This is a genomic window from Microbacterium sp. 11MF (assembly GCF_000383475.1).
GTDB lineage: Bacteria > Actinomycetota > Actinomycetes > Actinomycetales > Microbacteriaceae > Microbacterium > Microbacterium aquilitoris.
This window is the reverse complement of sequence record NZ_KB911459.1, coordinates 329,778-342,710: the sequence shown is the minus strand read 5'-3', so window position 1 is coordinate 342,710 and position 12,933 is coordinate 329,778. Positions and strand designations below refer to the sequence as shown.

The 12,933-nt window shown below is 71.3% G+C and carries 12 protein-coding genes; 7 read left to right on the top strand and 5 right to left on the bottom strand.

All coding sequences use genetic code 11. The features are described 5' to 3' along the window. Positions 1 to 27 precede the first annotated feature (27 nt). Positions 28 to 690, top strand: coding sequence for a GntR family transcriptional regulator (locus H286_RS0101610; RefSeq protein WP_018188606.1), 663 nt, complete (start codon positions 28 to 30; stop codon positions 688 to 690). Beyond that, complete coding sequence (locus H286_RS0101605; RefSeq protein ID WP_020096840.1) at positions 687 to 1,706, top strand: 1-aminocyclopropane-1-carboxylate deaminase; 1,020 nt, start codon at positions 687 to 689, stop codon at positions 1,704 to 1,706. The genes H286_RS0101610 and H286_RS0101605 overlap by 4 nt, the downstream gene beginning before the upstream one ends. Before the next feature lie 45 nt (positions 1,707 to 1,751). Here the strand turns inward: H286_RS0101605 and ispG are convergent, their stop codons facing one another. Continuing rightward, positions 1,752 to 2,882, bottom strand: coding sequence for a flavodoxin-dependent (E)-4-hydroxy-3-methylbut-2-enyl-diphosphate synthase (ispG, locus tag H286_RS0101600; RefSeq protein WP_018188608.1), 1,131 nt, complete (start codon positions 2,880 to 2,882; stop codon positions 1,752 to 1,754). Positions 2,883 to 3,119: 237 nt separating this feature from the next. On the opposite strand from ispG, the gene H286_RS0101595 reads away from it, so the two are divergent. After that, positions 3,120 to 5,018, top strand: a complete 1,899-nt coding sequence (locus tag H286_RS0101595; protein WP_020096839.1) for a chorismate-binding protein — start codon at positions 3,120 to 3,122, stop codon at positions 5,016 to 5,018. Positions 5,019 to 5,027: 9 nt separating this feature from the next. Here the strand turns inward: H286_RS0101595 and H286_RS0101590 are convergent, their stop codons facing one another. Beyond that, complete coding sequence (locus H286_RS0101590; protein WP_020096838.1) at positions 5,028 to 6,344, bottom strand: M50 family metallopeptidase; 1,317 nt, start codon at positions 6,342 to 6,344, stop codon at positions 5,028 to 5,030. A gap of 85 nt (positions 6,345 to 6,429) precedes the next feature. Between H286_RS0101590 and H286_RS0101585 the strand changes: the two genes are divergently transcribed. From H286_RS0101585 to H286_RS0101575, 3 genes are all read left to right on the top strand, one after another. Then, entirely contained in the window at positions 6,430 to 7,014 is a 585-nt protein-coding gene (locus tag H286_RS0101585; protein WP_020096837.1) for a hypothetical protein, read from the top strand. A 79-nt stretch (positions 7,015 to 7,093) separates the two neighbouring features. Beyond that, positions 7,094 to 7,780 carry a DUF1775 domain-containing protein gene (locus H286_RS0101580; RefSeq protein WP_020096836.1) on the top strand — a complete coding sequence of 229 codons (687 nt, stop codon included), beginning with the start codon at positions 7,094 to 7,096 and terminating at the stop codon, positions 7,778 to 7,780. Positions 7,781 to 7,832: 52 nt separating this feature from the next. Then, the gene (locus tag H286_RS0101575) at positions 7,833 to 9,407 is read left to right on the top strand and encodes a Mur ligase family protein (protein ID WP_020665410.1); all 1,575 of its coding nucleotides are present in this window, start codon (positions 7,833 to 7,835) and stop codon (positions 9,405 to 9,407) included. 6 nt (positions 9,408 to 9,413) lie between these two features. On the opposite strand, the gene dxr is transcribed toward H286_RS0101575, so the two are convergent. Together dxr and H286_RS0101565 are read right to left on the bottom strand one after the other, a co-directional pair. Then, positions 9,414 to 10,496 carry a 1-deoxy-D-xylulose-5-phosphate reductoisomerase gene (gene dxr / locus H286_RS0101570; protein WP_020096834.1) on the bottom strand — a complete coding sequence of 361 codons (1,083 nt, stop codon included), beginning with the start codon at positions 10,494 to 10,496 and terminating at the stop codon, positions 9,414 to 9,416. Positions 10,497 to 10,539: 43 nt separating this feature from the next. Next, the gene (locus H286_RS0101565; RefSeq protein WP_018188615.1) at positions 10,540 to 11,499 is read right to left on the bottom strand and encodes an FKBP-type peptidyl-prolyl cis-trans isomerase; all 960 of its coding nucleotides are present in this window, start codon (positions 11,497 to 11,499) and stop codon (positions 10,540 to 10,542) included. Positions 11,500 to 11,643: 144 nt separating this feature from the next. On the opposite strand from H286_RS0101565, the gene H286_RS0101560 reads away from it, so the two are divergent. Continuing rightward, positions 11,644 to 12,423 (top strand): lysophospholipid acyltransferase family protein, encoded by a 780-nt coding sequence (locus H286_RS0101560; protein WP_018188616.1) that lies wholly within the window; start codon positions 11,644 to 11,646, stop codon positions 12,421 to 12,423. A 24-nt stretch (positions 12,424 to 12,447) separates the two neighbouring features. On the opposite strand, the gene H286_RS0101555 is transcribed toward H286_RS0101560, so the two are convergent. Next, positions 12,448 to 12,933 (bottom strand): OsmC family protein, encoded by a 486-nt coding sequence (locus H286_RS0101555; protein WP_028497354.1) that lies wholly within the window; start codon positions 12,931 to 12,933, stop codon positions 12,448 to 12,450.

The following is a 12,933-nucleotide window of genomic DNA, read 5'->3' as shown; positions in this document are numbered from 1 at the left end:
CCGGGCTCCTCGTGTGCAATATATTGCATGCCGGTCCCCGCCACCTCCCTCCCTCCCCGCGGTCTCCTCCGCGATGACGTCCGCGCCAAGCTGCGTGACGCGATCGTCGACGGCACGCTCGCCCCCGGCGAGCAGCTGCGCGATGCGGAACTGTCCGCGTGGCTCGGGGTCTCACGCACCCCGGTCCGCGAGGCGCTCCTCGACCTCGCCCGCTCGGGTCTCGTCCTCGCTCAGCCCGGTCGCTCCACGATCGTCGCGCCGATCGACGGGCGCGCCGAACGCGATGCCGCCTCGGTCGTCGCCTCGATGCACCGCATCGCTGTCGTCGAGTCGACACCGCTCCTCACCGACGACGACATCGACCGGATGCGGCGGGCCAACGAGGCGTTCGTGGCCGCCCACGCCGCCGGGGACACCGCCGCAGCCCTGCGCGCCGATCACGACTTCCACGCGGTCGCCGTCGATCGGGCCGGCAACGAGGCCGTCCGCACCGTGCTGGCCCTCTACGGTCCGGTGCTCGAGCGCGCCGAGCGTCTGCGCTTCTCGTCGGATGACGCGGATGCCTCGGCGGCGCGCCACGCCGAGCTCATCCGGCACTGCGCCGCCCGTGACGCCCAGGCCGCGGCATCCGTCGCCGAAGGCCTCTGGCTCGACCTGCTGACCGACACCACCCCCCAGGAGCCCGCATGATCCTCGACCAGTTCCCCCGGCATCCGCTCACCTTCGGGCCGAGCCCCATCCACCCGCTGAAGCGGTTGACCCAGCACCTCGGCGGCGCGCAGGTCTGGGCCAAACGCGAAGACGTCTCGAGCGGGCTGGCCTTCGGCGGGAACAAGACGCGCAAGCTCGAGTACATCGTCCCGGACGTGGTCGCGAGCGGTGCCGACACGATCGTGTCGATCGGCGGCTACCAGTCGAACCACACCCGCCAGGTCGCGGCCGTGGCCGCCCACCTCGGCCTCAAGGCACGGCTCGTGCAGGAGAAGTGGGTCCCGTGGGACGAGCCGGTGAACGACAAGGTCGGCAACATCCTGCTCTCCCGCATGATGGGCGCGGACTCCCGCCTCGACGACGCCGGCTTCGACATCGGCATCCGCGATTCGTGGAAGCAGGCCCTGCAGGAGGTGGAGGATGCCGGTGGCACCCCCTACCCGATCCCCGCCGGTGCGTCCGAGCACCGTCTGGGCGGTCTCGGGTTCGCGAACTGGGCGTTCGAGGTCGCCGAGCAGGAGAAGCAGTTCGGCGTCTTCTTCGACACGATCGTCGTCTGCACCGTGACGGGGTCCACCCACGCGGGCATGATCGCCGGCTTCGCCGCGCTCGAAGAGCTGACCGGCGTGAAGCGGCGCGTCATCGGGATCGATGCGTCCGCCACGCTGCAGAAGACGCTCGATCAGGTTGCGCGCATCGCCCGGAACACGGCGGAGCTGATCGAGCTCGGCCGCGACCTGCGCGACGACGAGATCCAGGTGCTGGAGGGCTGGGCGGGCGACCTGTACGGCATCCCGGTCGACTCCACGATGTCGGCGATGGCGCTCGGCGCGCAGCTCGAAGCGATGATCACCGACCCGGTCTACGAGGGCAAGTCGCTCGCCGGACTCATCGACCTCGTCCAGAGCGGCGACATCCCGAAGGACTCGACGGTCCTGTACGCGCACCTCGGCGGGCAACCCGCGATCAACGCGTACCACTCCCTCTGGAGCTGACGAGAAGCGGATGCCGGGGGCCCGGCCCTCGGCATCCGTGTCGTGTCAGGAGGTGACGACCTGCGCGGTCCCGAGCGGCGCGTCCGGACCCATCTCGTCGGCGAGACGGTTGGCCTCGGCGATGAGGGTCGCGACGATGTCCTCCTCGGGGACGGTCTTGACGACTTCGCCCTTGACGAAGATCTGGCCCTTGCCGTTGCCCGAGGCAACGCCGAGGTCGGCGTCGCGCGCCTCACCGGGACCGTTGACGACGCAGCCCATGACCGCCACGCGCAATGGCACCGTCATGTCCTTGAGACCCTCGGTGACGTTGTCGGCGAGCGTGTAGACGTCGACCTGGGCGCGTCCGCAGGACGGGCACGAGACGATCTCGAGCTTGCGCTCGCGGAGGTTCAGCGACTGCAGGATCTGGTGGCCGACCTTGACCTCTTCGGCGGGCGGCGCCGACAGCGAGACGCGGATCGTGTCGCCGATGCCCTCGCCGAGCAGGATGCCGAACGCCGTCGCGCTCTTGATCGTTCCCTGGAAGGCGGGGCCGGCCTCGGTGACGCCGAGGTGCAGGGGCCAGTCGCCCCGCTCCGCGAGCATCCGGTAGGCCTTCACCATGACGACGGGGTCGTTGTGCTTGACCGAGATCTTGAAGTCGTGGAAGTCGTGCTCCTCGAAGAGGGATGCCTCCCACACGGCGCTCTCGACGAGGGCTTCCGCCGTCGCCTTGCCGTACTTGTCGAGGATCCGCTTGTCGAGCGACCCGGCGTTGACGCCGATCCGGAGCGAGACGCCGGCGGCCTTGGCCGCGGCGGCGATCTGGCCGACGTTGCCGTCGAACTCGCGGATGTTGCCGGGGTTCACGCGCACGGCGCCGCAACCGGCGTCGATGGCGGTGTAGATGTAGCGCGGCTGGAAGTGGATGTCGGCGATCACGGGGATCTGGCTCTTCATCGCGATGATCTTCAGCGCGTCGGCGTCGGCCTGGTGCGGCACGGCGACGCGGACGATCTCGCAACCGGACGCCGTGAGCTCGGCGATCTGCTGGAGGGTCGCGTTGATGTTGGTCGTGGGCGTCGTCGTCATGGACTGGACGCTGACGGGCGCGTCGCCACCGACGAGGACCTTGCCGACCCTGATCTGACGGCTCTTGCGACGAGGCGCGAGGACCTCCGGCACGCGGGGCATCCCGATGTTGACAGCTGGCACGTCTCCAGCCTAAGCCGCCGGAGACCGCTCGGCACGGAAGGAGACCCCCAGGATGCCGCCAAAGCCGCCTGTGGTAGGTTCACCCCATGTTCGTGAACCGCACGTGGTGGCGCTCCGCCTGAGGCGGACGCTGCGAGCATCCCGACGACCGCCTGAGCTGAGAGCCCGGCGGTCGTTTCTCGTTTCACCGGCGACCGCCCCGAACGGAAGAACCCCATGTCCGGTAACGCCCCGATCCTCCTCGCCGACCTGGCCGCCCGCGGCATCCCCTTCGCCCTTCTCGCCCGCGACGGCGAGACCGTCGAGGTCCTCACGGGCGACGTGGTCGACGTCGCCCTCCTCGCCGACATCCCCCTCACCGATGCGACCGGTGCGGCGCGCGAGGTCCTCGCGCTCGTCCCCTTCCGCCAGGTCGTCGAGCGCGGCTTCGCCTGCCACGACGATGCCGCACCGTTGCGGTGCCTCGTCGTCGGCGAGCGTCACGCGCTTCCGCTGGCCGATGCTCTCGCGCAGCTGCCGACGGATCGCATCCCCCTCGAGGATGCCGGGTTCGACATCGACGACGAGGCCTACGCCGACATCGTCCGCCGCGTCATCGCCGACGAGATCGGTCGCGGCGAAGGCGCCAACTTCGTCATCCGCCGCGACTACGTCGCCGGCGTCGGCGGCGACCCGCTCACGGCCGGGCTGACCTGGTTCCGTGCGCTCCTGGAGCACGAGCGCGGCGCCTACTGGACCTTCCTCGTCTCGACGCCCGGCCACCTCGCCGTGGGCGCGAGCCCCGAAGCCCACGTCAGCGCCCAGGACGGCGTCGTCACGATGAACCCGATCTCGGGGACCTTCCGCCACCCGGCGGGCGGGGCCACGGCCGAGACCCTCACCGAGTTCCTCTCCTCCACGAAGGAGACGGAGGAGCTGTTCATGGTGGTCGACGAGGAACTGAAGATGATGTCGGCCGTCTGCAGCGACGGCGGCCGCATCACGGGGCCGCACCTCAAGGAGATGTCGCGTCTCACGCACACCGAGTACATGCTGCGCGGTACGAGCACGATGGACCCGCGCGACATCCTCCGCGAGACGATGTTCGCCCCCACGGTCACCGGCTCCCCCATGCAGAACGCGTGCACCGTCATCGCCCGGCACGAGCAGAGCCCGCGCGGGTACTACTCCGGTGTCGCGGCACTCTTCACGCCGCGCGCCGACGGAGGGCACGACCTCGACGCCCCCATCCTGATCCGCACCGCCTACGTCGTCGACGGCCGCCTGCGCGTCCCTGTCGGCGCGACGCTCGTGCGGCACTCCGACCCGCACGGCGAGGTCGGCGAGACGCACGGAAAGGCCGCCGGCGTCCTCGGTGCGATCGGTGCGATCCCGCGCGACGTCGTCGCGGCCCCCGCCGATGAGGACGCCCCCGCCGCATCGCGCCCGCTCGGCGACGATCCGGTGATCGCCGAGCTCCTCTCCTCGCGCAACGCGCGCCTGGCTGCTTTCTGGCTCAACCCGCAGGGCGAGCCCGCACGCGGGCCGTTCGCGGGGACGCGGGCCCTGGTGGTGGATGCCGAGGACCGCTTCACCACGATGCTCGCCCACCAGCTGCGCCACCTCGGTGTCGACGTGACGATCGCGCACTGGTCCGAGGCATCCCGTGACGCCGTCGCCGCCGCGGACCTCGTCGTCTCCGGGCCCGGGCCCGGAGACCCCCGCGACATCGACAGCGAGCGGATCGCCCGCATCCGCGAGGACGTCGCCGCGCGCCTCGACGCCGGAGCGCCGCTCCTCGCCGTGTGCCTCAGCCATCAGGTGCTCGCCGACCGTCTGGGGCTCGACCTGGCTCCGCTGGCCAGCCCTCACCAGGGACTGCAGAAGACGGTCGACGTGTTCGGAGCCGCGGCATCCATCGGCTTCTACAACACCTTCACCGCGCGCGTCGCCCCCGGCATCGACCACGTGGGCGCGACCGAGATCGCCGCCGATCCCGTCACGGGCGACGTGTACGCGCTGCGCGGGCCGGCGTACGCGTCGGTGCAGGGGCACCTCGAATCGATCCTGTCCCGCGACGGGCTCATCACGCTCGAGCGTCTCGTCGCCCACGCGCTCGGCACGACGGCGGCGTGACCGCCCGGCTCAGCCGAAGAGCTGCACCGGGTTGACGATGTCGGCCAGGATCAGCGTCCCGCCCATGAGGACCAGCGCGATCACCACGATGTAGGTGACCGGCACCAGCTTGGTCGCGTCGACCGGTCGCGGGGCACGCCGACCCGTCAGCCGCGACCAGACGCGCTTGAGGCCGTCCCACAGGGCGACCACGATGTGTCCGCCGTCGAGCGGCAGGAGCGGCACCAGGTTGAAGACGAACAGGGCGATGTTCAGCGAGCCCAGCAGGGCGAGCATGCCCGAGACACGGTTGAGGATCGGCGCCTCGGTGGCCGCGACCTCTCCCGCGAGACGGCCCGCACCGACAACCGACAGCGGGCCGTTCGGGTCACGGCCCGCGCCCGTGAACGTGTCGACCGCGGTCTGGTAAACCCGCGCGGGCAGCTGCCAGATGATCCCGACGACGCGTGCGGTCTGCTCGAGGGCGGCCTGCGGGCCCTCCCAGATCGGCTGCGGCACGAAGCCGACCGTGGCCGACATCCCGACGAATCCGACCTCGGCGGTCTTCGTGGTCCCGTCGGCTGCCGCGACCTCGCGCGTCGCGAGGACGGGCGTGACCTGCAGCGTCTCCCGCGCGCCGCCCCGTTCCACGACGATCGGGATGGTGGCATCCGGCGTCTTCTGGATGATGACGGATGCCTCGGCGAAGGTGTCGACGGCAGTCCCGTCGACCGACACGATGACGTCTCCCGGGCGGATGCCGGCAGCGGCCGCCGGCGAGGCGGGATCACCCGCGGTGCACGACGTCTGGGACGTGCCGGCAGGGAGGACGCACTCGTTGACGGAGGCGATCGTGGTCGTGGCGGTCTGCACCCCGATCCCGGAGAACATGATGGCGAACAGGATGATCGCCAGGATGAGGTTCATCGCCGGGCCGCCGAGCATGATGATGACCCGCTTGTAGACCGGCAGGCGGTAGAAGGCGCGCTCGGCGCCGTCGCCCTGCAGCGTCTCGTCGTTGACACTGCGGGCGTCCTGGATCATCGTCTCGAACAGCCGACGACGGCGCGGCGGACGCCCCTCCGCCGCGGCCTTCTCGGCGGCCTCCGAGGGCGGGTACATGCCCGCCATCGAGATGTAGCCGCCGAGCGGCAGGAGCTTGAAGCCGTACTCGGTCTCGCCGACCCGGCGCGAGAAGACGGTCGGACCGAAGCCGATCATGTACTGGCCGACGCGGACGCCGAACGCCTTGGCGGGGGCGAGGTGGCCGACCTCGTGCAGGGCGATGGATACGGCGAGCCCGACCACCAGCACGACGACGCCGATGATGAATGCGAGAACGGTCACGAGCCCACACGCTACCCGTGCACGCTATGAACGGGCGATGACCTGGCTCGCCGCCGCCGTCACCCGGCCGATCTAGGCTGGGAGGGTGATCCCCCGCCTCCTCGACTCGCGCCGCGTGCGGGTCGTCCGCGCAGGCGGGGCTTCGGCGGTCGCGACGCTCTCGGCGGCCACCGCCCACACCCTCGGCGGGGGGACCCCACCGGCCGCGTGGCTCGTGCTCACCGTCACGCTGCTCGCCTGGCCCGTCGCCCTCGTGATCGTCGGCTCGCGCCCGTCCGCCCTCCGCACCGGTCTCGCTGTCGCCGCCGCGCAGGCGCTCCTCCACGGCGCGTTCGCGCTCGTCGGCGACACCGCCCCCAGCGCGGGCGCGCTCACGGGCCACCACCACGACCTCCTCGCCCTCGGACCGGTCGCCGGTTCCGCCATGACCCCGGACGGGTCGATGCTCGCCGGTCACGTCGCGGCGGCGATCCTCACCGCCTTGGCGGTCTGTCACGGCGAGCGGATGCTGCGCGCCGTGGCCCGCGGCATCCGCTCCCTCCTGCGACCCGCCGTCCTGCCCCCTCTCCCGCTCGCCCCGGTCGCATCAGCCGTGGCCGCCGCCCTTCCGGAGCGCCTGCGCCCGCGACTGCTCCTCGCCGACCTCTCCCGCCGCGGCCCTCCCCGCTGAGCCGGCCGCTCCCGCAGCGGCACGACGCTCACCATCCACCCGCGGACACCAGTCCGCACCTTTCAGGGAGACCTCGCTCATGACCCTTCGTCCCGCGCGCCGTTCGGCGCTCACCCTCACCGGCCTCGCCCTTGGCGGCGCCCTCGTGCTCGCCGCTCCGCTGGCGGCATCCGCTCACGTCCACGTCCACTCCGACGATGCCGCCGCCGGCGCGACGTCGCGGCTGGAGTTCTCGTTCAGCCACGGCTGCGACGGCGCGGCGACCTCCGCGCTCGTCTTCGACATCCCCGAGGGCGTCGACAACGTCACGCCCGTCGTCGACGGCGTGTGGAAGGTCAGCCGCGTCCTCGGGCAGAACAACGTGCCCACCCAGCTGACCTACACCGCGGTCACCCCGATCGAAGACGGCTTCGCGGCCTCGGCGTCCTTCGACGCGCTCTTCTCGTCGAAGGTCGGCGGCACCGACATCGCCTTCCCCGTGACGCAGAAGTGCGTGACCGGGCAGACCGACTGGAACCAGATCGCGAAGGACGGCGAGGACCCCGAGACGCTCGAGTCGCCCGCCCCGGTCGTGGCGGTCGCGCCCGCGTCGGCGGCGACCGCGTCGGACCACGACGACGACGGCGACCACGACGAGCACGCGGCCGCGGCTCCCGCGGCGGCCGAGACCTCCACCGAACCGATCGCGACGTGGCTCGGCGGTGGTGCGCTCATCCTGGGCGCCGCCGCACTCGTCGTGGCGATCCTCAACCGCCGCCGGGCCTGACGCGCGTCCGGACCCGAGCCGGTCGGAGGCCGGGTGCGATGATGGAGGGACCATGCAGAACCCCTCCGCTTTGCCACCCGTCCTCCGGCCGTCGGATCCCCCGACCGTGCCCCTCGTCGACGTCGCAGCCCACCTGGGCATCGCGGCACGGGACGACCTCGACGGTGTCTTCGCCCGCGGAGTGACCCTCGCCACGGCCGACCTCCGCGCCGGCGAGCTGTTCGTCGCCGTCCGCGGAGTCCACCGCCACGGCGCCGAGTTCGCGCCCGACGCGATCGCGAAGGGCGCCGTCGCCGTCGTGACGGATGCCGACGGTGCCGCCCTGCTCGCCGGCGCGGACGTCCCCGTCCTGGTGGTCGACGACCCGCGGGCGGTCCTCGGCGACCTGTCCGCCCTCGTCTACGGGACGGGAGCGGATGCCGCTCTCCCCCCGCTCCTTGCCGTCACCGGCACCAACGGCAAGACCAGCGTGACCCACCTCATGGAGGGCATGCTCCAGGGGCTCGGCGTCGTGACGGGGCTCTCCTCGACGGCCGAGCGGCACATCGCCGGCGAGGTGATCCCGTCGCGGCTGACGACCCCCGAGGCATCCGAGATGCACGCCCTCATCGGGCTCATGCGCGAGCGGAACGTCGACGCGATCCTCGTCGAGGTGAGCGCCCAGGCCCTCACCCGTCACCGTGTGGACGGGCTGCACTTCGATGTGGCCGGATTCACCAACCTGTCGCACGATCACCTCGACGACTACCGCGACATGGCCGAGTACCTCGCCGCCAAGGCCGCCCTCTTCACGCCCGCACGCGCGCGGCGGGCCGTGATCTGCGTCGATCAGCCATCGGGCGTCGAGATCGCGGCGACCGCGGACATCCCGGTGACGACGGTCGTCACGCCGGCGATTGCGGAGGATCCGTCGGTCTCCGCCGACTGGAGGGTCGAGATCGTGTCGGAGACCCCCACGGGCACGACGTTCACGCTCGCGGGACCTGCCGGCCGGCTCACGACGACCGTCCCCGTCATCGGCCCGCACATGGCCTCGAACGCGGGACTCGCGATCGTGATGCTGCTCGAGGCGGGGTGGCAGTGGTCCGCACTCGTCGACCTCATCGACGGGGAGCGCATCGACGCCCACCTGCCCGGCCGCATCCAGCGCCTGTCGGGCGACCGGGGGCCGGCGCTGTACCTCGACTTCGGCCACTCCCCCGACGCGTTCGCCAAGACCCTCGACGCTGTGCGACGCGTCACACCCGGGCGCGTGATCATGGTGTGCGGCGCGAACGGCGATCGCGACACGACCAAGCGCGCCGACATGGGCGCGGCCGCGGCGCTCGGGAGCGACATCCTCGTCGTCACCGACCAGCATCCCCGCTCCGAGGATCCGGCGACGATCCGTCGCGCACTGATCGACGGTGCCCGCGCGTCGCGGCCCGATGCGGTCATCCACGAGGTCACCCCGCCCGAGGACGCGATCGCCGCCGCAATCTCGCTCGCGGGAGACGGCGACGCGATCCTCTGGGCAGGACCCGGCCACCAGCACTATCGCGAGATCGCCGGCATCCGCACCCCGTTCGACGCGGTCGGAGCCGCGCAGGACGCGCTGCGTCGCGGCGGCTGGCCCGTCCCCGACTGACGCGGCTCAGCGCGCGGCGATGAGCCGGTCCGCCGTGTCGCGGGCCCACCGCTCGGCGGCGGCGAGCGACTCCCGAGTCAGTTCGCTCGGGCGCTCGTGCGCGTCGACGACCCGCGCGACGGTCTCCACGATCCCGAGGAACGGCAGGGCGCCCTCGTGGAAGGCGTCGACGGCCTGCTCGTTCGCGGCGTTGAACACGGCCGGATACGTGTCGCCGGCCACACCGACCTGCTTGGCGAGCGCGACGCTCGGGAAGGCATCCTCGTCGAGCGGCTCGAACGTCCAGGTCGACGCGGTCGTCCAGTCCAGCGGCTCCCCGACCCCGGCGACCCGGTGCGGCCAGTCGAGCGACAGCGAGATCGGCAGACGCATGTCGGGCGGGGACGCCTGGACGATCGTCGACCCGTCGACGAACTCGACCATCGAGTGGACGATGGACTGCGGGTGGACCGTGACGTCGATCCGGTCGTACGGGATGCCGAAGAGCAGGTGCGCCTCGATGACCTCGAGTCCCTTGTTTACGAGGGTCGCGGAGTTCGTCGTGACGACGCGGCCCATGTCCCACGTCGGGTGAGCGAGCGCTTCGCGCGGTGTGACGTCCTGCAACCGGTCGCGGGAGCGACCACGGAAGGGGCCGCCCGACGCGGTGAGGACGAGACGTCGCACCTCGGCCGCATCCCCCGCCCGCAGGCACTGCGCGATGGCGGAGTGCTCGGAGTCGACGGGGACGATCTGGCCCGGTGCCGCGAGCTTCGTCACGAGCGGCCCGCCCACGATGAGCGACTCCTTGTTGGCGAGGGCGAGGAACGCTCCGGATTCGAGGGCCGCGAGGGTCGGACCGAGACCGACGGAACCCGTGATGCCGTTGATGACCACGTCGGCCTCGACGCTGCGTACCAGGCGTTCGGCGTCGACCGCGCCGAGCGCGGTCTCGGTGACCCCGAACTCGTCGGCCTGCGCCTGCATCCCGTCGCGGTCACGACCCGCGGCGAGGCCGACGACTTCGAACCGGTCGCGGTTCGCGCGGATGACGTCGAGCGCCTGCGTCCCGATCGAACCGGTCGAGCCCAGGATCAGGATGCGTCGCATGGCCTTCACCCTACCGGCGGGCGCCGAAGCGCCCGCCGCGGGGTCATTCGGTTGCGGCGCCGGCGGTCGCCGACTGCGCTCCGAGGATGTCGACGACGAAGACCAGCGTCTCGCCCTTCAGGTCGGCCTCGTTGATCTTGCCCTCGCCGTATCCCTCGGCGGGCGGGATGACGACGAGCACCTGCGATCCGACGGTCTGACCCTCGAGCGCCTTCTGGAAGCCCTTGACGACCTGGGTCGTGGTGAGGGTCGCCGGAGTGTTCTTCTCCCAGGTGGAGTCGAACGTCTTGCCGTCCGACCAGCGCACGCCCGTGTACTGGATGAGCGTGTAGTCGCCCTGCTGGACCTTGTAGCCGTCGCCCTTCTTCAGGGTCGCGACCTCCGTCGCAGTGGGCGGGTCCTGGCCTTCGGGGATCGTGATGGTCGGGGCGCCGTTGTCGGCGAGCTTCACCTTCGGGAGTCCCGCGGGTTCGGCCTGGGGCTCGCCCCACGCTGCGGTCGGCACGGTGCCGAGGAGGTCGAGGACGTAGACCTCGGACTGGGCGGTGTCGCTCGCGGGGAAGGCGGCGACGACGCGCTCGCCGATCTTGCCGCACCCGAAGACCTGTCCGAGGACAGTTGCGGCCGACAGCTGCGAAGGCAGGAACTCGCCCGGCTTGTAGCCGACCGTCGCGAGCTCTTCGCCCGTCTTGGCGTTGTAGGCCGTCATCGCATACGAGACGAAGTCGCCCGGCTTCACGGCGTCGCCCGTGCCCTCGTCCAGGACGCTCACCTGCAGCGCCTTGGGCTCGAGCGGCTTCTCGAACGTCGCCTTGGACGGCTTGCCGACCTCGCCGTCGACCTTGACGGAATCGGAAGCCTTGCCCGGCTTGGCTTGCGCGGCGCAGAGATCGGCAGCTGCCGTTCCGGTGGGCTGCGCGGTGCCCTGGCCGGATGCGCACCCGGCCAGCAGGAGGACGGCCACGGCAGCGGCGGAAAGGGCGGCGATGGGACGAAGACGCACGAAAGAACCTCACAGAGATACGGGGTGTCCGTCCATACTCCCCCATGATCTTTTGTCCGGGGTGTGAGTCGGGCGCCGAATCCGGCCGCGACCTGCTGCTCCGTCATGTCCGGACGCGTATGGGTTTGGCAGTACCCTCTTCTGGTGACCGAAGCGCAGACTCCCCCCGAGCCCTCTGCCGAGTCATCTGTCGATGAACTCGCGCGCGCCGGGGCCCTCTACTACCTGGTCCGCTGGGGTTTCGGTCCCCTGGCTCGACTCATCTACCGGCCGCGGATCGAGGGTGTCGGGAACATCCCGCGCACGGGTCCCATCATCCTGGCCAGCAATCACCTGAGCTTCATCGACTCTTTCGTGCTCCCGTTGTTCGCGCCGCGCCCCGTGTACTTCCTCGCCAAGTCGAGCTACTTCGACGGCACCGGCCTGAAGGGCTGGTTCAGCAACCGGTTCTTCCGCGCCCTCGGCGCGACGCCCGTTCAGCGCGGTGCCGGCCAGGCCGCCCTCGATGCGCTCGATCAGCAGCGCCGCATCCTCCAGTCCGGGAAGGCCATCGCGCTCTACCCCGAGGGGACGCGGTCACTGGACGGGCGTCTGTACAAGGGCCGCACCGGCGTCGCCTTCCTCGCTCTCGAGACGGGCGCCCCCGTCGTGCCCGTCGGCATCGTCGGCACGAACGCGGCGATGCCCGTCGGCGCCAAGTGGCCGCGCCTGTCCCCCCGGGTCACCATCCGGTACGGCGAACCCATCGACCTCTCGCACCACGGCGCGGCGTCCTCCGGTCGCGCCCGCCGTCAGGCGACGGACGACATCATGACCGCGATCCACGCGCTCTCCGGTCAGGAGCTGGCCGGAGCGTACAACGAGGTCCCCGCGCAGAACCCGGTCGAGCGGCTCAAACAGGTGCTCCCGCACGAGCGACGCTGAGCGGGACCCCTCGGCGCAGCCGGGTCAGGACTCGTGAGGTGCGGCAGCAGTCACCGTCGCCTCGTGATGCACGGGGAAGTTCACGGAATTCGCGATGAAGCACCATTCGCGTGCCTGCCGGTGCGCCGCCTCCGCCGCCGGGATCATGGCGGGTTCGGCGACCGTGACTCGCGGGTGCAGTGTCACCTCGCGGAACGCTCCCCCGCCCTTCCCGTCGAGCACCATCGTCCCGGACGCGTCGTCCTCGTAGGACGTGACCACGACGCCCGCCGTCACGCACGCGTGCAGGTACGAGAGCAGGTGGCACTCCGACAGCGCCGCGAGCAGGAGGTCCTCGGGGTTCCAGCGCGTCGGGTCCCCGCGGAACGGCCTGTCGCTCGAGCCCAGGAGGTCGGGCTTCCCCTCGACGCGGAGGGTGACGGCCCGGTCGTAGTCGCGGTACCCGCTCGTGCCGGTGCCTCGGTCCCCGGTCCACAGGGTGCTCACTCGGTAGTGGTGTTCGTCGCGCAC